A 20,526-nucleotide genomic window follows, 5' to 3' on the forward strand; every position below is an offset into this window, starting at 1 on the left:
GGCGACCGCGGGGACAGTGGTCGTTCGGTCACGGCGACGGGGAGGTCCGCGGTGCGGCGGCAGCGGCGGGGACGGAACAGACCAGGCGAACCGAAGGACCCGGACGGCCCCGAGGTCTCGGAGTCGGAGCGGCTGCTCTTCGGCGGCCCCCTCCGGTACGACATGGGGTGGAACGAACACGCCGACGCCTTCCTGGAGCTGAGCCTGCGCTCGATGGTGCGGCGGCTGCCCGGCATGCTGGCGTCCAGTCTGGAGCTGGCCCGGCAGGCGGACTCGAGGGCGGCCCGTACCGTGCTCGCCGCCGAGGTGGGCCGGGGCGTGGCCCAGGCGGTGAGCCTGCTGGCCGTCAACAGCGCGCTCGGCAGCCTGCTCACCGGCCCGGACATCGAGCACCGGCTGCGCGCCGCCGTACCCGCCCTCGCGGTGATGGCCGTGACGATGCTGGTCGCGGCGTTGCTGCGGGCCGCCTCCACCTACGCCACCGGGCGGCTGGAGCCCAAGGTGGAGCGGGTGGCGACCGAGCTGTACCTGGAGCGGGCGGCCAATGTGGAGCTGGCCGCGATCGAGGACCACGCCTTCCACAAGCTGCTGGACACGGCGCAGTACGGCGCCCGCTCGGCGCGCCACATGATCTCCTACAGCGCGCGGGTCATCAACGCGCTGATCTCGCTGCTCGCGGCGGCCGGTGTGCTGACCGTGCTGCATCCCGCGCTGCTCCCGCTGCTGGTCACCATGACGCTGCCCAGCGCCTGGAGCGCCCTGACCAACGCGCGGCGGCGCTACGAGTCGTTCCACACCTGGGTGCAGCACGTGCGGGCCGGGCAGCTCATCGGCAGTCTGCTCACCGAGCCGGGGGCCGCGCCGGAGATCCGGGTGCACGGGGTCGGCCCGTTCCTGCTGCGGCACTACCGGGCGATGTCGGAGACGGCGGAGGCCGAGCAGGCCCGCCTCTCCCGGCTCGCGGCCCGTACCGGGCTGGCGGCGGCCGCGTGGACGGGGCTGGCGACGCTCGCCACCTACGCCACCCTCGGCGGCCTGCTGCTGGCCGGGGCGATGGCGCTGTCGGTGGCGGGTACGGCGGTCATCGCCATCCGTACCGGCTCGGCGAGCCTGGACACGCTGGTGCTGGAGGTCAACCAGTTGCACGAGGAGGCGCTGTTCGTCGGGGACCTGAAACGGCTGTACGTGGAGGCGGCCGAGCGGGCGATCCCGGTGGGCGGGGAGGAACTGCCGGAGGAGCCGAAGGAGATCAGGTTCGAGGACGTCACCTTCAACTACCCGGGTGAGTCGGCGCGGCCCGCGCTGGACGGGGTGAGCCTCAGCCTGCCCATGGGCCGGATCATCGCGCTGGTCGGCGAGAACGGTTCGGGCAAGACGACCCTGGTCAAGCTGCTCGCCGGCCTGTACGCGCCGGACCGGGGGCGGGTGCTGTGGGACGGGGTGGACGCGGCGCGGGCGGACCGGCGGCTGCTGGCCGAGCGGGTGGCGATGGTGGCGCAGGACTTCAAGCGGTGGCCGTTCACCGCGCGGGTCAATGTGGCGGTGGGCCGTTCCTCCGTGCCGCTGACCGAGGAGCGGCTGGCGGCGGCGGTCGCGGAGGCCGGTGCCGAGGAGGTGGTCGCGGGTCTGCCGCGCGGGCTGGACACCCTGCTGGCCCGGAACTTCACCGGCGGCCACGAGTTGTCGGGGGGCCAGTGGCAGCGGCTCGGAATCGCGCGGGCCGCCTACCGGCGGGGCGGCATCCTGATCGTGGACGAGCCGACGGCAGCGCTGGACGCGCGGGCCGAGCTGGCGGTGTTCGAGAAGATCCGGGCGCTGGCGGGCAGCGGTCAGACGGTCGTACTGATCACGCACCGGCTCGCCTCGGTCCGGCACGCGGATCTGGTGCACGTGCTGGAGCGCGGCCGGCTGGTGGAGTCCGGCAGCCCGGAGGAGCTGCTCGCGCGGGGCGGGGTGTACGCGGAGCTGTACGCGCTCCAGGCCGGGCAGTTCACCGCCCCCGTCCCCGCGCCGAAGCCCGGCTGAGCCGGGCCCGTTCAGAAAGTCAGTCCACGCCGTCCGCACCGCGCAGGATCACCAGGAAGGTGTCGGTCGCCAGATCCATCACGACCTCGACCGGCATCCCTTCCTGCCGTCGCGCGTGCGCGAACTCCTCCGCGGGCCATGAGCCGCGCGGGCCGCCTGCGGGAAAGCGTTCGAGCACGGTCCGCCCAATCACCATCTCGCACCTCCAGTCATGCGTCGTGCTTACCGAAGTCAACGCGCTGGAGGGGGTGATCGCCTCGCCCGGTGACGACACTGAGACATAGCCGACACCGGTTCACAGCCGAACGTGTACGTCCGCTCACCGCACGACAGCGGCGGCCGCGTTCGGTGCCCGGACGGACACGGAACGACGCCGGCCGGTCAGTGGTCGTACTCGTCGTGCAGGCGGAGCCGGCCGTCGCCGTGCGGGTGGCGTCCGAGGGCGGTGAGGTCGAGCAGGCCGGAGAGGGCGCCGATGCCGTCCAGGGCGTCGTCGTACACCGAGTAGGTGTGGAAGACGCGGTCGCCGTCGCGCAGGAAGCAGCTCAGGCCGGGGCGTTCGGCGGGGGCGCCGGCGCGGTCCACGGTCGCCTCGAAGTCGCGGTTGAAGTCGCTGTGGCAGGAGGAGTACCAGGGCACGGTCCAGCCCATCCGCGCCTTGAAGGGCAGCAGGCGGGTGAAGGGCGCGAGCGAGACGGCCGCGAAGGCGGTGTCACGGGCGCGGAGGTGGGCGAGGGGGCCGAGCTGGTCGAGGAAGGCCGCGCAGCAGGGGCAGCCGGCCTCCTGCTCCGGCGCGAACATGAAGTGGTGGACGACGAGCTGGGCGCGGTCCCCGAACAGGTCGAGCAGGGTGGCTTTGCCGTCGCCGCCCTCGAAGACGTACTCCTCGGTGACCTCGGCCATGGGCAGCCGCCGCCGTTCCTCGCCGAGCGCCGCCCGTGCCCGCTCGACGGCCTGCTCCTTGCGCCGTAACTCCTCGCGCGCCGCCCGCCACCGTTCACGGCTGACGATCTCCGGAAACGACATGAGCCCTCCTGTCCGACGGTCCGTTCGGGGTGCTGACCGTGGACGGGGGCACAACTCATCGGCGTGCGGCGGACTTTTTTTTCCGGGCAGTCGCTACGCGGCCGTGCCGAGCCCGGTCCAGTCCCGGCCGCCGGCCTCCAGTTCCCTGAGCGCTGACTGGAGTTGGCCGGTGTGGCGGGGGGTGAGGCGGCCGGTGTCGTCCAGGTGGACCGCGCAGGCGGTGGTGGTGTCGACGAGCCGTTCCAGCACGGCGGCCACCTGGTCGGTGCCCTGCGTGTGCCGGGCCAGGGCGGGCAGTTCGGCGGCGGAGACGGCGATGGCGGTACGGGCCTCGGCGAGCGCGCGGTACGCCTCGCGGCGCAGCGCCCAGCGTTCGGCGTGGTCGCCGGTCTCGGCGAGGACGTGCACGAGGTAGGCGTGCGCGGCGCCCCCGGCGGCGGCCAGCCGGGCCCGGACCCCGGCGCCGTGACGGCCCGGCATCGGGAGGTGGCCGACGATCAGGACGAGCGCGCAGGCCACCATGGTCTCCGCGATCCGGCCGAGGCACGCCTGCGGTTCCCCGCCGACCATGATCAGGGCGAGCACGAGCACGGTGACGACGGCGGTCAGCGCGGCGAAGTGCCGGGTGGAGACGGGCAGCAGCGCACCGCACACCGTGACCAGCACGATCAGCCCGGCCGGGTGGGGCAGCAGCGCGGCCAGGGCGGCGAACACCAGCGCGCCCAGCACGGTCCCGGCGGCCCGGCACAGCACGCGGGAGACCAGCGGGCCGAGATCGGGCTTGACCAGGAAGACGGCGGTGAGCGGCAGCCAGTACCAGTGCGGGTGGCTGCCGTACCAGCCGGTGTGGTGGAGCGCCTGAGCGATGCCTGCTCCGGCGCCGAAGCAGAGGGCGACGCGCAGCCCGTACTCGCGGCCCGCCGTGCCGAACATGGCCCGCAGCGCGTCGCGTGTCCCGCCGCGTCGGCCGAGGGTGAGGTGGCGGGCGTCGCCGGCACGGTCGAACGCCTCGGCGGCGCGCAGCAGGGCGTCGTCGAGGGCGCGCAGGGCGGGCGCGGCGCGGGTGGGGGCGGGCAGCGGTCCGGCGGCGGTGTTGTCGCGGACGGCGGCGGCGAGCCTGCGGGGGCCCGCCGAGGCTCGTCCGCAGAGCGGGTCACCGGCCCAGGCGAGCGCGGTGGCGGCTTCGGCCAGGGGCAGCGCGGCCCGGTACTGGGCGTGCAGGCGCCGTTCGGCGGCGGAGGCGGCGTGACGGCGCAGCCGGGGCCCGGTGAGGGCGTCCTGCGCGTGGTCGAGGGCGGCGGTGAGCGCGGCCCGGCGGGCGGGCGCGGTGTCGGTGCCGGCCGCGTCGAGCAGGGCGGCGACGGCGTCGTACACGTCGGCCACCGCCTGGCGTTCGCCGTCGAAGCGGAAGTCGCCCGCGAGCGAGCCGGGGGTGGGCAGGGCGAGGCGGAGCAGGAGCAGCCAGAGCGCTCCGGCGAGGAAGGCGAGGGCGCCCTGCCAGGCGGGCGGTCCGGCGGGGGTGCCCGCGCCGACGGCGGCGGTGACGAGGAGCTGGGTGCCGGCCGCCGAGGCGACCGGGCCGACTGCGCTGATGGAACCCGCCAGCAGGCCCAGCACGGTCAGGGCGAGGGTGAGCGGTACGGCGGAGAGGTGCTGTCCGCCGTAGGTGCCGGCGAGCAGGCCGAGGGCGCCGGCCAGTGCGGGGATGTCGAGGCGTCCGACGGAGGCGCGGCGGCCGCCGGGGCGGTCGTTGATCCCGGCGAGCATCGCGCCGATCGCGGCGAGGACGCCCTCGGCGGTCAGTCCGGCGAGCATCCCGGCGACCAGCAGCGGTCCGGCGGCGAGGGCGCCCCTGAGCACCGCGCTCCAGGGCACCGGGCCGCGCTGGGCGCGGAAGGCGTGGGCGAGCCAGGGCGGAAGTGACCGGACGGCGGGGCGCGACACGGGGCTCCTGTTCGTGCGAGGGCGGGGGCCTTCGGACGACGGTGGCCGAGTGGGATCACTCCAGGGTAGAGCGTGGCGCTGCGGAGGATGCGACGCCCGGGTTTCGGGGAGGTGAAAGATGCCCTGGTGGCGTGAGCAGGATCTTCTCCGCCTCGGTCACCGCGCCGATGAGGGTCTCGGGCGTGAGGGCGGCGGTCACCTCGTCGATGCGGCGCAGTCCCGCACGCTCCAGCAGCCGCTTCTCGTTGGTGATCCACTCCCCGCGCTCGGCCAGCACCGCGTGTGCGGCCTGGGCGGCGGCGATGGCGAGGGCACCGGCGACCTCGGTGAGCCGGCCGTGCGGGGCGTGGCCGGCGCGGGCGTAGCCGAGGGTGGCGCGGGCGGTGCCCCACCAGCGCTCGGGGGCGGTACGGCGCAGCGCGTCCGGGTAGGCGGCGGGTCGGGGCAGGGTGCCGCGCAGCACCTGGTTGACGGCCAGTTCGGCGACGATCAGATACGTGGGAATCCCGGCGAGGTGGAACAGCAGGGGCTCGACCCGGAAGCGGCCCTCCTCCGCCTCGGCCAGCTCGTGCTCGACGGTGCCGAGATCCCGGTAGTGGACGTCGACCCGGCGCCCGTCGACGCTGAGCCACGCCCCGCCGTTGAACACCCCGCCGCCCCAGCCGCCGACCTCGGACACCTCGCCCTCCCAGCCGAGGGCGCGCAGGTCGGCGGGGTCGAAGCCGCCCCGGTAGTACACGGCGAGGTCCCAGTCGCTGTCCTCGGTGTGGGTGCCCTGGGCCCGCGACCCGCCGAGCGCGACGGCCCGCACGGTGGGCAGCCCGGCGAGGCGGTCGGCGGTGGCGGAGAGGAAGTCGGCGTCGGAGAGGGCGGGCACGGCGGCTGCTTTCTGTCGTCGTTATTCGGATGCGCGGACGGCTCCGGGCGTCCAATGATGGGCGGTCGTCCGCCCGCGCATCGAGGGAGCCGCCATGATCCGCCGTGTCACCGTCCCCGGTCTCTTCCCGCCGCCGGCCTACTCCCACGCCTCCGTGGTGGAGGCGGGCACCCGGCTCGCCTTCCTCGCGGGCGCGGTCCCGCTGGACGAACGGGGCGAACTGGTCGGGCCGGGCGACCCGGTGGCCCAGGCCGGGCAGGTGATCGCCAACCTGCGGGAGCAGTTGCGGGCCGTGGGCAGCGATCTGGAGCACGTCCTGGGGACCGAGGTGTACGTGGTGAGCGACCAGCCCTCGGTGCTCTCCTCGGTGTGGGAGGTGGTGGAGGCGTCCGGGCTGAGCAAGGGCCCGCACTCCTCCACCCTGCTCGGGGTCGCGTGCCTCGGCTACACCGGCCAACTGGTGGAGATCACCGCCACGGCCGTGATCCCGGAGACGGGCGAGTGACGGTCCTGCTGCGCCGGGCCGCCCCGGCGGACGCCCCCGCCACGGCCGACGTCTGGCTGCGCTCCTTCGCCGCCGCCCTGCCCACGGTCGTCCGCCCCCGGTCGGACGACGAGGTCCGCGCCTACTTCCGCGACGTGGTGATCCCGCTGCGCGAGACCTGGGTGGCCGAGGCGGAGGACGGCGCGATCGTCGGCGTGATGGTGCTCGACGGGAGCCTGCTGTCCCAGCTCTACCTGGACCCCGCCCATCGCGGACGCGGCCTCGGCGACCGGTTCGTCGCGCTGGCCAAGGAGCGCGTACCGACCGGGCTGACGCTGTGGACGTTCCAGGTGAACAAACCCGCCCACCGCTTCTACGAGCGCCACGGCTTCGTCGCCGTCGAGCGCACCGACGGCGCCAACGAGGAGCGGGAACCGGACGTGCGGTACGTCTGGCAGCCCCGCTAGCGCAGACCCGCCGCCTCCGCCGCCGTCCGCAGGGTCTCCCGGAGCATCTCCGGGGTGAGGCGGCCGGTGAAGGTGTTGCGCTGGCTGACGTGGAAGCAGCCGAAGAGGTCGAGGCCGCCCTCCAGCGGGACGTGGGTGCCGTGGCCGAAGGCGGGGCGGGGACGGGGTACGGTCCAGCCCGCCTCGGCGAGCGCGGGCAGCGCCGCCTGCCAGCCGAAGGCGCCGAGCACGACGACGGCCCGGAGCGTCGGCCGGAGCAGCTTCAGCTCCTGGACCAGCCAGGGCCGGCAGGTGTCGCGCTCGCCGGGCGTCGGCTTGTTGGCGGGCGGGGCGCAGTGCACGGGCGCGGTGACCCGGACGCCGTACAGTTCCAGCCCGTCGTCGAGGGCGACCGAGGTCGGCTGGGAGGCGAGGCCCAGGTCGTAGAGGGCCTGGTAGAGCACGTCGCCGGAGCGGTCGCCGGTGAACATGCGTCCGGTGCGGTTGCCGCCGTGCGCGGCGGGGGCCAGCCCGATGATGGCGAGGCGGGCGTCGGCAGGGCCGTAGCCGGGTACCGGGCGCCCCCAGTACGTCCAGTCCGCGAACGCGGCCCGCTTGGTACGGGCCACCTCCTCGCGCCACTCCACCAGGCGCGGGCAGGCCCGGCACTCGCTCACGCGCCGGTCGAGCCTGGCGAGGCCACCGCTGTCGTCCATGCCCTTCACGGTAGACCGGTCCGGTCCGGTGAATGCCGCTCCCAGCGCGAGGAACCCGCAGCTCAGCGCGAACAGCACGGCCGGCAGCGGCCACACCCATGGTGACGGCGGTGGTCGGCACCCAGAGGTTCAGCCGGCCGCTGGACGCCGGCCAAGCGGTGACGACGACCGCGCGGGACACCCCGGCGAAGTCCGGCCCCGCCTCGGCAACAGCCTCCGGGGTGCGCGGGCCGCTTCCGGGCCGGGGCGTGGGAGTGGTGGGAAACGCCGTACCGGCCCGGCGGGGCGGAGCGTTAGGGTCGGCAGCATGGCACTCGCTTCACAGGACCCGGCCGCCGACGAGACCCGGGGAGCCGCCGCCTCCGGGGCACCGGCGCCCGACTCCGGTACCGCCGCCGCGGTGGCCGCCGCCGAGGCCGCGGGGCTCGCCGCCGGGGAGACCGTGCGGATCGACAGTTGGATCTGGGCGGTGCGCCTGGTCAAGACGCGTTCGCTGGCCGCCACCGCGTGCCGGGGCGGCCATGTCCATGTGAACGGGGACCGGGTGAAGCCCGCGTACTCCGTGCGGGTGGGTGACGAGGTGCGGCTGCGGCACGAGGGCCGGGAGCGCGTGGTGATCGTGAAGCGGCTGATCCGCAAGCGAGTCGGCGCGCCGGTGGCCGCTCAGTGCTACATCGACAACTCGCCTCCTCCCCCGCCCCGAGAGGCGGTCGCCCCCATCGGCATCCGCGACCGGGGCGCCGGCCGCCCCACCAAGCGGGACCGCCGCGAGCTGGAACGCCTGCGCGGGCTGGGCGCGCCGGACGCTCCCGCTGCCCCCGAAACCAGGCACCGGCCGGGCCCCTGAACCACGGCACCCCGGACCGCCCCCCTCGAACCCCTCAGACCTCTCAGCTCACCGGCACCGCCCTCACCCATGTCCCGTCGTCGGTCAGCTCGGCGTCCACTCTCAGCCCCGCCTCCGCCAGCGCGGCCTCGAACCGCTCCTTCGTCAGGGGCCTGCTGCGGAAGGTCTGGGTCCAGGTGGCGTCCGGGAAGGTGTACTCGGCCCGCACCGAGTCGACCCCGTCCCCGACCGGTTCCACCGAGGCGATCCGGACGGTGAACCCACGGGGGTCGACGCGCTCCCGCGGCACGTTCTCGTGGTAGTCCGCGCCCTCCCGCTGGATGAGCACGCACCCGTCCGGGGTCACATGGCGGGCGCAGGCGTCCAGCAGGGCGTGGCGCAGCGCCGGGTCGGCGGTGTGCACCAGGAACGAACCGAGCAGGACCACGTCGAACCGCTCGGCCAGGTCCAGGTCCTCGATCGGCGTGCATATGGTGCGCTCCGCGCCGCGCACCCGCTCCAGCATCTCGGCGGACTCGTCCACCGCCGTCACCCGGAAGCCGCGCTCCAGCAGCTCATGGGTGATCCGGCCCGCACCGCTGCCCAGCTCCAGGATGTGCGCCCCGGCGGGCACGGCCGCGGCGATGACGTCCGGTTCGTCGCCCGCCGGGAAGCGGGCGTACAGCTCGACCGCGCAGCCGTCCGGGGTGATCGCTCCGGGGCCGGTGCCCTGATGTCCTTCACGCATCTCGACTGTCATGCCGGAAGAACGGACGATCTTCGCTCGGCCGTTCCCGTCCCGCTCCGAACCACTCGTTCGAGTCAATTCACACCGGTCCGGGAACCGGAGTACGTTGCCAGAGAGGCGGTGATCGGATGCGTACCGGCAGTGAACCGACGACCGCGCGCAGTGCGCTGCGGGCGCGGCTGTGGCTGAGCGTGTGGGGGTTCGCCTGGACCGTCTTCGGCACCGTGGCCTTCGCCCTCACCGGACGGACCGGCTGGGCGGTCGCCTGTGCCGTGCTGTGGCTGGTGGTCACGGTCGACCTGGTCCTGGTCGTCCGCCATCTGCGCCAGGGCCCGCACTACCAGCCCGGCCGGGACGTACCCCCGTACGAGCCGGTGCACGACGAGACGGCGGTACGGCCGAGGCGGCGGCGGGGCTTCCACCGGCTGCCCGCGCCCCGGCACCACCACCCCTGAACCACAGGGCTCAGGAGTCGAAGCGGGCCGCTCGCAGATAGTCCGGGTTGGGGTCCAGCGCGGCGGCCAGCCGGAAGTGGCGCCGGGCCTGACCGGACCGGCCCTGTCGCTCGTAGGTGCGGCCCAGCGCGAAGTGGGCGAAGGCGTTGTCCGGCTCGCGCTCCAGCACGACCGTGAACTCCAGCTCGGCGGGCCGCAGTTGGGCGGCGGCGAAGAAGGCGCGCGCCCGCAGCAGCCGGGCGGCGGTGTTCTCGGGGTGGGCGGCGATCACTTCGTCGAGCAGTTTCACCGCGCCCCGGGGGTCCCGCGCGTCGAGCAGGTGCTCGGCGGCGCGGAAGTCGATGACATCCGTCTCCGGCGTACGTCCGGCGGAACCATTGATCTCGGGCACGGCGAAGTCCTTCCCTCACTCCGCCGTTCCAACGCCTCGGAACCGAACGGCTATTCCGCGCCACCGCTTCGCGCGACCGCGCGCCGGGTCAGCTCGGCCCACACCTCCGCGACCCGCTTCTCCAGCGCGTCCAGCGGCACGTCGTTGTCGATCACGATGTCGGCGATCTCCCGGCGCTGCTCGCGGCTCGCCTGGGCGGCCATGCGGGCGCGGGCGTCCTCCTCGGTCGTCCCGCGCAGCCGGACCAGCCGGTCGAGCTGGGTCTCGGGGCTGGCGTCCACGACGATCACGAGGTCGTACAGCGGCGCCAGCCCGTTCTCCGTGAGGAGCGGTACGTCGTGCAGGACAACGGCGTCGGCGCTCGCCGCGCTCTCCAGCTCACGGGACCGCTCGCCCACCAGGGGGTGCACGATCGAGTTGAGGACGGCCAGCTTCTCGGGGTCGGCGAAGACGATGGACCCGAGCCGGGGCCGGTCCAGCGAGCCGTCCCCGGCGAGGATCTCCGGCCCGAACGCCTCCACCACGGCCGCAAGCCCCGGCGTCCCCGGCGCGACGACCTCCCGCGCGATCCGGTCCGCGTCGATCAGCACGGCCCCGTGCTCCACGAGCAGCCGCGACACCTCACTCTTGCCGGCCCCGATACCGCCGGTCAGCCCCACTTTCAACATGCCGCGCAGCCTAGACCCCTCTGCCAGGAGGCTTACGCCTCGCCCTCCCGCTCCGCGAGGAACCGCTCGAACTCGCGGCCGATCTCGTCGGCGGAGGGGATGTCCACGGGCTCGGCGAGCATGTTGCCGCGGGTCTCGGCGCCGGCGGCCGCGTCGTACTGGTGCTCAAGGCCCTGGATGAGGGAGGTCAGTTCCTCGTCGCCCTCGCGGATCTGGCGGTCGATCTCGGTCTGGGTGCGGTGGGCCTCCGTGCGCAGGCCATGGGCGACGCCGGGCAGGACGAGGCCGGTGGCGGCGGTGATCGCCTCCAGCACGGTCAGCGCGGCGTCCGGGTACGCGGAGCGGGCCAGGTAGTGCGGGACGTGCGCGGCGACCCCCAGGACGTCGTGCCCGGCCTCGCTGAGCCGGTACTCCACCAGCGCGGCCGCGCTGCCCGGCACCTGGGCCTCCTCGAAGGGGCTGCGGTGTCCGGGCACGAGGTCGGTGCGGTTGCCGTGCGGGGTGAGGCCCACGGGACGGGTGTGCGGCACGCCCATCGGGATGCCGTGGAAGTTGACGGAAAGCCGGACGCCGAGCCGCTCCACGATCTGCTGGACGGCGAGCGCGAACCGCTCCCACTCCACATCGGGTTCCGGCCCGGACAGCACCAGGAACGGCGCGCCGGTGGCGTCCTGCACGAGGCGGACCTCGATGGCCGGCACCTCGTAGTCGGTCCAACTGTCCCGCTGGAAGGTCAGCAGCGGACGGCGGGCGCGGTAGTCCACCAGCCGGTCGTGGTCGAACCGGGCCACGACCTGGTGCGGCAGCGTGTCGAGGACACGCTCGACGATCTGGTCGCCCGTCTCTCCCGCGTCGATGTACCCGTCGAAGTGGTAGAGCATGACCAGCCCGGCCGACTCCTGGGCCAGCGCCATGTCCACCACGGCCAGACCCTTCGACTCCCAAGCGAACAAACCCTGCGGATCAACCACGATGACCGCCCCTCCTAGTGTCCAAATGACCCAACACCAAGAAGCAACAGAGCATTCCCAAGATCATCGAACAGAGTCCGGCTGCGACTCCCCAAAGGGGCGCGGGGAACTGCGCGCTCAGCTCCCACAGCCCGCACCTGACAACGCACCAGAAACGCCTGAGGGACCCGCACCCCGAAAGGTACGAGTCCCTCAGCCTTAATACCGGCTAAACCTCAGCGGTGAGCGATCAGCTCTGGCCGCCCGCCAGCTTCTCACGCAGCGCGGCAAGCGCCTCGTCCGAAGCAAGGGCACCGGAGGTGTCCGCACCCTCGGAGGAGTACGAACCGCCGCCGCCACCGGACGCGGCCGGAGCGGCACCCGCGACGTCGCCACCCTCGGCAGCGGCCTTCTCGTCCGCCTCGCGGGACTTGATGACCTGGGCCTGGTGCTGCTCGAAGCGCTGCTGCGCCTCGGCGTACTGGCCCTCCCACGCCTCGCGCTGGGTCTCGTAGCCCTCGAGCCAGTCGTTGGTCTCGGGGTCGAAGCCCTCGGGGTAGATGTAGTTGCCCTGGTCGTCGTAGGACGCGGCCATGCCGTACAGGGTCGGGTCGAACTCGACCGACGCCGGGTCGGCACCGAAGGCCTCGTTGGCCTGCTTCAGCGAGAGGCTGATGCGGCGACGCTCGAGGTCGATGTCGATGACCTTGACGAAGATCTCGTCGTTGACCTGGACGACCTGCTCCGGGATCTCCACGTGGCGCTCGGCCAGCTCGGAGATGTGGACCAGACCCTCGATGCCCTCGTCCACGCGGACGAACGCACCGAACGGAACCAGCTTCGTGACCTTGCCGGGCACGACCTGGCCGATCTGGTGGGTGCGGGCGAACTGCTGCCACGGGTCTTCCTGGGTCGCCTTCAGCGACAGGGAGACGCGCTCGCGGTCCATGTCCACGTCGAGGACCTCGACGGTGACTTCCTGGCCGACCTCGACAACCTCGGACGGGTGGTCGATGTGCTTCCAGGACAGCTCGGAGACGTGCACCAGACCGTCGACGCCACCCAGGTCCACGAAGGCACCGAAGTTGACGATGGAGGACACGACGCCGGAGCGGACCTGACCCTTCTGGAGGGTCGTGAGGAACGTCTGGCGGACCTCGGACTGGGTCTGCTCCAGCCAGGCACGGCGGGACAGGACCACGTTGTTGCGGTTCTTGTCCAGCTCGATGATCTTGGCCTCGAGCTCCTTGCCCACGTAGGGCTGGAGGTCGCGGACACGGCGCATCTCGACGAGGGAAGCCGGCAGGAAGCCACGGAGGCCGATGTCGAGGATGAGACCACCCTTGACGACCTCGATGACGGTACCGGTGACGATGCCGTCCTCTTCCTTGATCTTCTCGATGGTGCCCCAGGCGCGCTCGTACTGGGCGCGCTTCTTCGAGAGGATCAGGCGGCCTTCCTTGTCCTCCTTCTGGAGAACCAGGGCCTCGATCTCGTCGCCGACCTTGACGACCTCGTTCGGGTCGACGTCGTGCTTGATCGAGAGCTCGCGGCTCGGGATGACACCTTCGGTCTTGTAACCGATGTCGAGCAGGACCTCGTCCCGGTCGACCTTCACGATGACGCCGTCGACGATGTCGCCGTCGTTGAAGTACTTGATCGTCTCGTCGATCGCGGCGAGGAAGGCTTCCTCGTTACCGATGTCGTTGACCGCAACCTGCGGGGTGGTGGCGGTGGTCTCGGTGCTGCTCGTCATGTGGGAAAGGGCTCCGGTACGGACATTGAAGTCGTAGGTACTGCTTACGCCGGGAGCCCGTTTCGCTCTGCAGAAGCCGGACAGCCAAGGAAGCGCCACATAAGCACCGGGTGCCCGGTGGCGCCTCGAGAACCGAGGGATACATACAGATGCGAGCGCGACCTGCTACGTCTGAGGTGCGCAGGCCCGCAGCGCAACTTGTAGCATACGGGGGCAGCCGGGCAGGGTCAATGCGCGAAGGCGCACACCGCCGACGGATCGCCGCATACCCGGCGGAAGAATCGTCCCAACTGGGCGCGGCAGACCGCGCGATCCCTTCCGTGACACGCGTCCGGCGGGCCGGTTGGACGGAAGAGTACGACGAGGGAGCCGATCATCCAAGAGCCTGAGACGCACGAGCCGGAGGGGCCGGAGGAATCCGAGCCGGAAGCCACCCGACGTGACGCGGGGGTCGCGGAGAGCAGCAGGGCCAACCGCGGCTGGTGGGACCGGAACGCCGACGAGTACCAGATCGAGCACGGCACCTTCCTCGGTGACGACCGCTTCGTCTGGTGCCCGGAGGGGCTGGACGAGGTGGAGGCCGAGCTGCTCGGCCCGGCGGAGGAGCTGAAGGGCCGGGACGTGCTGGAGATCGGCGCGGGCGCGGCGCAGTGCGCGCGCTGGCTGGCCGCCCAGGGGGCCCGGCCGGTCGCGCTCGACCTCTCCCACCGGCAGCTCCAGCACGCGCTGCGCATCGGCGCGGCGTTCCCGCTGGTGTGCGCGGACGCGGGCGCGCTGCCCTTCGCGGACGCCTCCTTCGACGTGGTGTGCTCGGCGTACGGGGCGCTGCCGTTCGTGGCCGATCCCCGGCTGGTGCTGCGCGAGGTGCGGCGGGTGCTGCGGCCGGGCGGCCGGCTGGTGTTCTCGGTGACGCATCCGGTCCGCTGGGCGTTCCCGGACGAGCCGGGTCCGGAGGGGTTGTCGGTGGCGTCGTCCTACTTCGACCGCACTCCTTATGTGGAGCAGGGCGACGACGGGCACGCCGTCTATGTGGAGCACCACCGCACGATCGGTGACCGGGTGCGGGACATCGTGTCCTCCGGGTTCCGGCTGGTGGACCTGGTGGAGCCGGAGTGGCCGGCCTGGAACACCTCCGAGTGGGGCGGCTGGTCCCCGCTGCGCGGCAACCTGATCCCCGGCACCGCGATCTTCGTCTGCGAACGGGACTGACGGGCCCCGCGGCCCGGCGTACGACACTGGGGGCGTGATCCGTGACGACGCCCTCGACGCGCTGCCCGTGCGCTCCGCCCTGCCCGACCTGACCGCCGCGCTGGAGGGGGAGGGCACGGCCGTACTGGTGGCGCCGCCCGGTACCGGCAAGACGACGCTCGTGCCGCTGGTGCTGGCCGGGCTGGTCGGCGGGGGTCCGGCGCGGCGGGTCGTGGTGGCCGAGCCCCGCCGGATCGCGGCGCGGGCCGCCGCCCGGCGGATGGCGTGGCTGCTGGGTGAGAAGCCTGGCGTCAGCGTCGGCCACACCGTGCGCGGCGAACGTGTGGTGGGGCCCCACACCCGCGTGGAGGTCGTGACCACCGGCGTCCTTCTTCAGCGGCTCCAGCGGGACCAGGAGCTGGCCGGTGTCGACGTGGTCGTCCTGGACGAGTGCCACGAACGGCATCTCGACGCGGACACGGCCGCCGCCTTCCTCTGGGACGTACGCGGGACCCTCCGGCCCGACCTCCGCCTGGTGGCCGCCTCCGCGACCACCGACGCGGGGGGCTGGGCCCGGCTGCTCGGCGGTGCGCCGGTGGTGGAGGCGGCCGGGGTGTCGTACCCCGTGGACGTGGTCTGGGCGCCGCCCGCGCGTCCGGTACGGCCGCCGCACGGGATGCGGGTGGACCCGGCGCTCCTCGCGCACGTGGCCTCCGTCGTACGGCGGGCCCTCGCCGAGCAGTCCGGTGACGTGCTGTGCTTCCTGCCCGGCGTGGGCGAGATCGCCCGCGTGGCAGGTCAGTTGGGGCCGCTTCCGGACATCGACGTGCTCCAGGTGCACGGCCGCGCCCCCGCCGCCGTGCAGGACGCGGTGCTCTCCGCCGGCGAACGGCGCCGGGTGGTCCTGGCGACCTCCGTGGCCGAGTCCTCCCTCACCGTGCCGGGCGTCCGGGTCGTGGTCGACTCGGGGCTCGCGCGGGAGCCCCGCGTGGACCACGCGCGGGGCCTGAGCGGCCTGGCCACGGTACGGGCGTCCCGCGCGGCCGGTGCCCAGCGGGCGGGCCGGGCCGGGCGCGAGGCACCCGGCGTGGTCTACCGCTGCTGGGACAGCGCCGAGGACTCCCGCCTAGCGGCCTTCCCGGCCCCGGAGATCAAGGTCGCCGACCTGACTGCCTTCGCCCTCCAGGCGGCCTGCTGGGGCGACCCGGACGCCACCGGCCTCGCCCTGCTGGACCCGCCGCCCGCCGGCGCGATGGCGGCGGCCCGCGACGTCCTGACGGCCGTGGGCGCCGTCGACCCCACCGGCCGCGCCACCCCCCGGGGCACCCGCCTCTCCCGCCTCGGCCTCCACCCCCGCCTCGGCCGAGCCCTCCTGGACGCACCGGCCCCCGCCGCTGAGACTGTCGCCCTCCTGTCGGAGGAGGTCCCCCGCGACTACGGCGACGACCTGGCCGGAGCCCTGCGCCGAGCCCGCCGCGGCGGGGACGCGTACGCGGGGCGGTGGGCGGCGGAGGTACACCGGCTGCGGGGGGCTACGGGGCGTGCGGCGGGGCCTGCGGCGGGATCGGCCGACGCCGAGAGCCCCATGGACGAGCAGGCGCGGCACGCCGAGCCGAGCGGTGAGGCCACGGCGGGCCGCGGGCCCCGGCCGGCCGGCGACGGTCCGGCCCGGCCAAGCGGCCCGGACCAGGCGGCCTCATGGGACGGCGACTCCCGCTCGGCCTCCCCCGGGGCGTCCGGCTCCGCCGTCGGCCTGTCCGGTGACGAGGCCGCCGTCGGTCAGGTCGCCGCGCTCGCCTTCCCCGAGCGGGTCGCCCGGTTGGACGGGGGGTCGTATCTGATGGTGTCCGGGACTCGGGTGGAGCTGGCGGAGGGGTCGGCGTTGCGGGGAGCGCCCTGGATCGTGGTGGCCGTGGCCGATCGGCCGGCGGGCAAGGGGCATGGGCGGGTGCGGCTGGGGGCCGCTGTGCGGGAGGAGGTCGCCCGGGCGGCTGCCGGTTCGTTGTGGGAGGAGCGGGAGGAGGTGCGGTGGGCCGACGGGGATGTCGTGGCGCGGCGGGTGGAGCGGCTGGGGGCCGTCGAGCTGGCCGTACGGTCCCTGGCGCGGCCGGACTCCGCGCTGGTGCGGGCCGCCCTGGTCGAGGGGCTGGAGCGGGAGGGGCTGGGGCTGCTGAGGTGGACCGAGCACGGTCAACTCCTGCGGCAGCGGCTGGCGTTCCTGCGCGCGCGGCTCGGGGAGCCGTGGCCGGACGTGTCCGAGGAGGCGCTGCCGGCCCGCGTGGACGACTGGCTGGAGCCGGAGTTGGGGCGGGCCCGGCGCCGGGCGGACCTGGGGCGGATCGACGCGGGGCAGGCGCTGACGCGGCTGTTGCCGTGGGCGGGCGGGGAGGCGGCCCGGTTGGACGAGCTGGCACCGGAGCGGATCGCCGTACCGAGCGGGTCACGGGTGCGGGTCGACTACAGCGACCCCGAACGGCCGGTGCTGGCCGTGAAGTTGCAGGAGATGTTCGGGCTGCGGCAGACCCCGGAGGTGGCCGGGGTGCCGCTGCTGGTGCATCTGCTGTCGCCCGCCGGGCGGCCCGCCGCCGTGACGGCGGACCTCGCCTCGTTCTGGCGGGACGGCTACCGGGCGGTCCGGGCCGAGCTGCGCGGGCGGTACCCGAAGCATCCCTGGCCCGAGGACCCGGCCACCGCCGAGCCGACCCGTCACACGACGGCCCGGCTCAGGCGGTGAAGGACCTCAGGAGCCGGCCGAGGGGCTCGGCGACGGGCTGGCGGAGGCGCTTGCCGCGGCCGACACCTTCAGTTCGACGGTGACGCTCCCGCCGCCCGGCGTGGTGACGCGGAGCAGGTAGGTGCCGCTGAACAGGTCGGCGTACAGCTTGGGCAGCGTGACCAGGCCGTTCGCGTCGGTGGTGAGCCCGGTGAGGGTGCGGACGGGCTGGCCGTTCGCGTCCTTGAAGTAGGGCCCGGCGATGTTCGCGGCGGGGTCGGCCGCGGACTTGACCAGGGTGGCGGTGGCGCCGACCTTGGCCGCCGGGGCGCCCTTGTACGTCGCCTTCACCTGGATCTGTCCGGCGAACTCGCCGCCCGGCGTGCAGGTCAGGGCGGTGTCGGAGGTGCGGACCAGCTTGTCGGCGGGGCGCGGGGTGACGGTGGCGGTGTAGCCGACGCCCTTGGCCGCATGCCCGACGACCACGCCGCTGACCGTGAAGGTGCCGGCCTTCTCCCCAGCGAGGAGCTGCGGGGCGAGCGCGATGCCCTTGGTGTCGGTGGCGATGGTGGCCACGCGCTCGCCGCCGGTGAAGGTGGCGTCGGTGTCGCCGCTGATGGTGAACCGCACCCGGATCTTGGCCACGGACTTGCCGTCCTTGGTCACCGCGCGGGCGCCGATCCGCCGCTCGAAGGCGTCCCCGGCCGTGGCGGTCAGCTCGGTGCCGTCCAGGTCGGGGGAGACGAGGTGGTCCACCGTGTCGGACGGGGTGGGCGTCCCGCCCGGCGGGGTGGGCTCGGGCGAGGCGCTGCCGGGCGTGCCCGGGTCCGGACTCGGGCTCTCCTTGGGCGGGTTGGCCGGCTTCGAGGGCTTGGCGGGCTTTGCCGGCTTCGAGGGCTTCGGCTCGGCCCTGCCGGGAGTGGCGGGCATGCTCGTACGCGGGAGGTCGTCGTCGCTGCGGTGGCCGGGGACGCCGCCGGAGCCGTCCGGGACCGAGTGGGTGCCCTTGCGGTAGTAATCCACCCAGCTCAGCACCAGGTTGAGGTAATCGGTGGAGTTGTTGTAGCTGAGGATCGCGCGGTGCAGGTCGCGTGACGTGGAGAGGTCCCAGCCGTTGCGGCACAGGTAGTGGCCCGCGGCGAGGGCCGCGTCGTAGACGTTGTTCGGGTCGGCCTTGCCGTCGCCGTTGCCGTCGCGCCCCGCCCACGCCCAGGTGGACGGGATGAACTGCATCGGGCCGATGGCCTGGTCGTAGGAGCTGTTGCCGTCATAGGCACCGTGGTCGGTGTCCTTGATGAGGGCGAAGCCGTTGCCGTCGAGCTGGGGGCCGATGATCGGGCTGATGGTGGTGCCGTCGGCACGCACGCGGCCGCCTCTGGCCTGGCCGGACTCCACCTTGCCGATGGCGGCGAGGAGTTGCCAGGGCAGGTTGCAGCCGGGCTTGGCGGCGCGGAGTTCGGCCGCGGCCTTCTGGTAGGCGTCCAGGACGGTCGCGGGGATGCCCGCCTCGCCCTCGCCCCGCGAGACGGGCGTGCCGATCGTCGAGGACGGGCTCGGCACGGGGCTCTTGAGCGGCGGAAGGTCCGTGTAGTACGGGGAGTTGCCGGTGGCGTTGCCGTCCGCCGACATCTCCGGCGCGGGGCTGCTCTGGCCCGCGTTGGCCTGGAGGGTGTCGGGGGCGCCGGTCGCGCCCGGTGCCTGGGACGCGGAGAGTGCCGCCACCGCCAAGGCGGCCGCCGCGGTCGTCGCCGCTCCCTTGCGCAGCCGCCTGCCCTTGTGCGCCGCCATAGAGTGAACCCCTCCCGTGGACGCCCTCGGCGTCCGTCTGCGCCTGTCCGACTGAAGGTGTGACGGCCGAGCCGGTACCGCGGTTGCCCGGTGTGCCGCACTGAGGCATGTGTGGTGGGTCACCTGACCGTGTGCACGACAGATGCGCCCCGGCCGACCCTACGTCAACTCCCCTGCCTCAAGGCACCCGTGGCGGCCGCGTTTTCCGGACTTGGCCGACTCCCGTCGCTCGCGCGGCCGGTGCGGGCGGATCACGCATACTGGGCGCGCGATCACCGGTGCGGCCTGTGCCGGCCGTTCCAGGAGGCCCCTTTGCCGTTCACGCTCAGCCATGCCGCGGCCGTACTGCCCGCCGTCCGCCGGGACGGGACCGGGCGCGGGCCGCTGGTCCCCGCGGTGCTCGTCGCGGGCTCCTTCGCGCCGGACCTGACCTATTACGCGGCCAGCGTCCACCCGGAGGCGATGGAGTTCGGGACGGTCACGCACTCCTTCAGCGGTGTGCTCACCGTGGACGTGCTGATCTCCTGGGCGCTGGTGGCGCTCTGGCTGCTGGTGCGCGAGCCGCTGGTGGCGCTGCTCCCTGGGTCCTGGCAGCCGAGGCCCGCCGCCCTGCTGCGCTGCGGGGCGCCCCGCGCGCGGGTGAGGGCGTCCCTGGCGCTGTGGTGGTACGTCTCGGCGGTGCTCGGCGGGCTCACCCACGTGGTGTGGGACGCCTTCACCCACCACGACCGCTGGGGCACCGAACTGGTCCCGGCGCTCGCCAGCGCCATGGCCGGAATTCCCCTCTTCCAGTGGCTCCAGTACGGCACGTCGGCCCTGGCCGCCGTCGGGATCACCGTCTTCCTGGTGCGGGCGGTCCGGTCGGCCCCGGCCGGGGACCCGGTGGGCGTGCCGCTGCTCTCCGTACGGGACCGGTGCTGGGCGCTGCTCCTGCTGGCCGGCTGCGCGCTGGGTGCGGCGGCAGTGCGGGCGGTGCGCTGGTGGGCGTACTGGGGCGCGGTCGCCCGGCCCTGGGAGCTGGTGCCCACGGTGTGCTTCGGCGCGGGCGCGGGCCTGCTGCTCGGTGTGGTGCTGTACGCGGGCGCGCTACGGGTGTGGCGGCCCGGCGGTGCTACGCCCGCTTCCGTCCCGGCCGGGGACCCGGTGTCGCGGGGCGCGACGGTCGGCGCGGGGCCGAGGGAGCGGGGCGGTCGGTGAGGGAGGCCACGAACACGGTGAGCGTGTGCCGGGGGCGGGCCTTCGGCAGGTGGGTCAGCAGCAGCGCGAGGTAGCCGCGCGCGAGGTCGGCACAGGCGTGCCGGTCGGGGAGGCGACGGGCCACGGCGGCCAGGGCCCGGCGGGTTGCCGCGCCCGCGCGGCGGACCCGGGTCAGCGGGTGCGCGGGGTGGCGGGCGGCGCTGGCACCGGCCGCGACGACGGGTACGGCCGTCCCGGACGCCTCGGGCGCCGGGCCGGTGTCCGTACGCTCCGTACTGCCGTGCCGCGGGGCGGGCCTCAGGCGGTGAAGCATGCGTATACCCATGCC

At 73.9% G+C, this 20,526-nt stretch carries 20 protein-coding genes; 8 read left to right on the plus strand and 12 right to left on the minus strand.

Annotated features, from left to right (window positions below):
- Positions 1-162 precede the first annotated feature (162 nt).
- Positions 163-2,025, plus strand: a complete 1,863-nt coding sequence (locus ACZ3HQ_RS22990) for an ABC transporter ATP-binding protein (RefSeq protein WP_467514166.1) — start codon at positions 163-165, stop codon at positions 2,023-2,025.
- A gap of 19 nt (positions 2,026-2,044) precedes the next feature.
- Here the strand turns inward: ACZ3HQ_RS22990 and ACZ3HQ_RS22995 are convergent, their stop codons facing one another.
- The 4 genes from ACZ3HQ_RS22995 to ACZ3HQ_RS23010 all read right to left on the minus strand — a co-directional run bounded on the left by ACZ3HQ_RS22995 (position 2,045) and on the right by ACZ3HQ_RS23010 (position 5,872).
- Positions 2,045-2,221, minus strand: a complete 177-nt coding sequence (locus tag ACZ3HQ_RS22995) for a hypothetical protein (protein ID WP_350904823.1) — start codon at positions 2,219-2,221, stop codon at positions 2,045-2,047.
- 185 nt (positions 2,222-2,406) lie between these two features.
- Complete coding sequence (locus tag ACZ3HQ_RS23000; protein WP_467513617.1) at positions 2,407-3,051, minus strand: DUF899 domain-containing protein; 645 nt, start codon at positions 3,049-3,051, stop codon at positions 2,407-2,409.
- Positions 3,052-3,144: 93 nt separating this feature from the next.
- Positions 3,145-4,995: an FUSC family protein gene (locus ACZ3HQ_RS23005; protein ID WP_467513619.1), complete on the minus strand. Its 1,851-nt coding sequence runs from the start codon at positions 4,993-4,995 to the stop codon at positions 3,145-3,147.
- Between the two features lie 55 nt (positions 4,996-5,050).
- On the minus strand, positions 5,051-5,872 hold the full coding sequence (locus ACZ3HQ_RS23010; RefSeq protein ID WP_467513621.1) for a nucleotidyltransferase domain-containing protein: 822 nt from the start codon (positions 5,870-5,872) through the stop codon (positions 5,051-5,053).
- A 94-nt stretch (positions 5,873-5,966) separates the two neighbouring features.
- On the opposite strand from ACZ3HQ_RS23010, the gene ACZ3HQ_RS23015 reads away from it, so the two are divergent.
- Together ACZ3HQ_RS23015 and ACZ3HQ_RS23020 are read left to right on the plus strand one after the other, a co-directional pair.
- The gene (locus ACZ3HQ_RS23015) at positions 5,967-6,377 is read left to right on the plus strand and encodes a RidA family protein (RefSeq protein WP_467513623.1); all 411 of its coding nucleotides are present in this window, start codon (positions 5,967-5,969) and stop codon (positions 6,375-6,377) included.
- Entirely contained in the window at positions 6,374-6,823 is a 450-nt protein-coding gene (locus tag ACZ3HQ_RS23020) for a GNAT family N-acetyltransferase (protein ID WP_467513625.1), read from the plus strand. Before ACZ3HQ_RS23015 ends, ACZ3HQ_RS23020 begins: the two co-directional genes overlap by 4 nt.
- Here ACZ3HQ_RS23020 and ACZ3HQ_RS23025 read toward each other — a convergent pair.
- Complete coding sequence (locus ACZ3HQ_RS23025; protein WP_467513627.1) at positions 6,820-7,518, minus strand: uracil-DNA glycosylase; 699 nt, start codon at positions 7,516-7,518, stop codon at positions 6,820-6,822. The genes ACZ3HQ_RS23020 and ACZ3HQ_RS23025 overlap by 4 nt on opposite strands.
- A gap of 307 nt (positions 7,519-7,825) precedes the next feature.
- Between ACZ3HQ_RS23025 and ACZ3HQ_RS23030 the strand changes: the two genes are divergently transcribed.
- The gene (locus tag ACZ3HQ_RS23030) at positions 7,826-8,365 is read left to right on the plus strand and encodes an RNA-binding S4 domain-containing protein (RefSeq protein WP_467513629.1); all 540 of its coding nucleotides are present in this window, start codon (positions 7,826-7,828) and stop codon (positions 8,363-8,365) included.
- A 43-nt stretch (positions 8,366-8,408) separates the two neighbouring features.
- Here ACZ3HQ_RS23030 and ACZ3HQ_RS23035 read toward each other — a convergent pair whose 3' ends face one another.
- Positions 8,409-9,092, minus strand: coding sequence for a class I SAM-dependent methyltransferase (locus ACZ3HQ_RS23035; RefSeq protein ID WP_467513631.1), 684 nt, complete (start codon positions 9,090-9,092; stop codon positions 8,409-8,411).
- Positions 9,093-9,220: 128 nt separating this feature from the next.
- Between ACZ3HQ_RS23035 and ACZ3HQ_RS23040 the strand changes: the two genes are divergently transcribed.
- Positions 9,221-9,547, plus strand: coding sequence for a DUF6343 family protein (locus tag ACZ3HQ_RS23040; protein WP_467513633.1), 327 nt, complete (start codon positions 9,221-9,223; stop codon positions 9,545-9,547).
- Positions 9,548-9,557: 10 nt separating this feature from the next.
- On the opposite strand, the gene ACZ3HQ_RS23045 is transcribed toward ACZ3HQ_RS23040, so the two are convergent.
- The 4 genes from ACZ3HQ_RS23045 to rpsA all read right to left on the minus strand — a co-directional run bounded on the left by ACZ3HQ_RS23045 (position 9,558) and on the right by rpsA (position 13,312).
- Complete coding sequence (locus ACZ3HQ_RS23045) at positions 9,558-9,938, minus strand: tetratricopeptide repeat protein (RefSeq protein WP_161187201.1); 381 nt, start codon at positions 9,936-9,938, stop codon at positions 9,558-9,560.
- Positions 9,939-9,988: 50 nt separating this feature from the next.
- Entirely contained in the window at positions 9,989-10,606 is a 618-nt protein-coding gene (gene coaE, locus ACZ3HQ_RS23050) for a dephospho-CoA kinase (protein WP_467513635.1), read from the minus strand.
- 32 nt (positions 10,607-10,638) lie between these two features.
- A complete protein-coding gene (locus ACZ3HQ_RS23055) occupies positions 10,639-11,577 on the minus strand; it encodes a PAC2 family protein (RefSeq protein WP_467513637.1) in 939 nt (312 codons plus the stop codon).
- A gap of 229 nt (positions 11,578-11,806) precedes the next feature.
- On the minus strand, positions 11,807-13,312 hold the full coding sequence (gene rpsA, locus ACZ3HQ_RS23060; RefSeq protein WP_135785464.1) for a 30S ribosomal protein S1: 1,506 nt from the start codon (positions 13,310-13,312) through the stop codon (positions 11,807-11,809).
- Between the two features lie 372 nt (positions 13,313-13,684).
- Here rpsA and ACZ3HQ_RS23065 point away from each other — a divergent pair, with 372 nt between their 5' ends.
- Both ACZ3HQ_RS23065 and ACZ3HQ_RS23070 read left to right on the plus strand, forming a co-directional pair.
- Complete coding sequence (locus tag ACZ3HQ_RS23065) at positions 13,685-14,521, plus strand: class I SAM-dependent methyltransferase (RefSeq protein WP_467514167.1); 837 nt, start codon at positions 13,685-13,687, stop codon at positions 14,519-14,521.
- A gap of 34 nt (positions 14,522-14,555) precedes the next feature.
- Positions 14,556-17,234 (plus strand): ATP-dependent RNA helicase, encoded by a 2,679-nt coding sequence (locus ACZ3HQ_RS23070; protein WP_467513639.1) that lies wholly within the window; start codon positions 14,556-14,558, stop codon positions 17,232-17,234.
- A 6-nt stretch (positions 17,235-17,240) separates the two neighbouring features.
- On the opposite strand, the gene ACZ3HQ_RS23075 is transcribed toward ACZ3HQ_RS23070, so the two are convergent.
- Positions 17,241-19,001, minus strand: coding sequence for a lytic murein transglycosylase (locus tag ACZ3HQ_RS23075; RefSeq protein ID WP_467513641.1), 1,761 nt, complete (start codon positions 18,999-19,001; stop codon positions 17,241-17,243).
- Between the two features lie 312 nt (positions 19,002-19,313).
- Between ACZ3HQ_RS23075 and ACZ3HQ_RS23080 the strand changes: the two genes are divergently transcribed.
- The gene (locus ACZ3HQ_RS23080; RefSeq protein WP_467513643.1) at positions 19,314-20,198 is read left to right on the plus strand and encodes a DUF4184 family protein; all 885 of its coding nucleotides are present in this window, start codon (positions 19,314-19,316) and stop codon (positions 20,196-20,198) included.
- On the opposite strand, the gene ACZ3HQ_RS23085 is transcribed toward ACZ3HQ_RS23080, so the two are convergent.
- Positions 20,113-20,523, minus strand: a complete 411-nt coding sequence (locus ACZ3HQ_RS23085; RefSeq protein WP_467513645.1) for a hypothetical protein — start codon at positions 20,521-20,523, stop codon at positions 20,113-20,115. The genes ACZ3HQ_RS23080 and ACZ3HQ_RS23085 overlap by 86 nt on opposite strands.
- Positions 20,524-20,526: the final 3 nt, after the last annotated feature.

This window comes from Streptomyces sp. NPDC018263 (genome assembly GCF_055562575.1).

Bases quoted from the DNA above. Each gene is read 5' to 3' on its own strand.
- rpsA (WP_135785464.1), bottom strand. From the start codon at position 13,312: ATGACGAGCAGCACCGAGACCACCGCCACCACCCCGCAGGTTGCGGTC.
- ACZ3HQ_RS23085 (WP_467513645.1), bottom strand. From the start codon at position 20,523: ATGGGTATACGCATGCTTCACCGCCTGAGGCCCGCCCCGCGGCACGGC.
- ACZ3HQ_RS22990 (WP_467514166.1), top strand. From the start codon at position 163: ATGGGGTGGAACGAACACGCCGACGCCTTCCTGGAGCTGAGCCTGCGC.
- ACZ3HQ_RS23075 (WP_467513641.1), bottom strand. From the start codon at position 19,001: ATGGCGGCGCACAAGGGCAGGCGGCTGCGCAAGGGAGCGGCGACGACC.
- ACZ3HQ_RS23015 (WP_467513623.1), top strand. From the start codon at position 5,967: ATGATCCGCCGTGTCACCGTCCCCGGTCTCTTCCCGCCGCCGGCCTAC.
- coaE (WP_467513635.1), bottom strand. From the start codon at position 10,606: ATGTTGAAAGTGGGGCTGACCGGCGGTATCGGGGCCGGCAAGAGTGAG.
- ACZ3HQ_RS23000 (WP_467513617.1), bottom strand. From the start codon at position 3,051: ATGTCGTTTCCGGAGATCGTCAGCCGTGAACGGTGGCGGGCGGCGCGC.
- ACZ3HQ_RS23030 (WP_467513629.1), top strand. From the start codon at position 7,826: ATGGCACTCGCTTCACAGGACCCGGCCGCCGACGAGACCCGGGGAGCC.
- ACZ3HQ_RS23025 (WP_467513627.1), bottom strand. From the start codon at position 7,518: ATGGACGACAGCGGTGGCCTCGCCAGGCTCGACCGGCGCGTGAGCGAG.
- ACZ3HQ_RS22995 (WP_350904823.1), bottom strand. From the start codon at position 2,221: ATGGTGATTGGGCGGACCGTGCTCGAACGCTTTCCCGCAGGCGGCCCG.
- ACZ3HQ_RS23035 (WP_467513631.1), bottom strand. From the start codon at position 9,092: ATGCGTGAAGGACATCAGGGCACCGGCCCCGGAGCGATCACCCCGGAC.
- ACZ3HQ_RS23040 (WP_467513633.1), top strand. From the start codon at position 9,221: ATGCGTACCGGCAGTGAACCGACGACCGCGCGCAGTGCGCTGCGGGCG.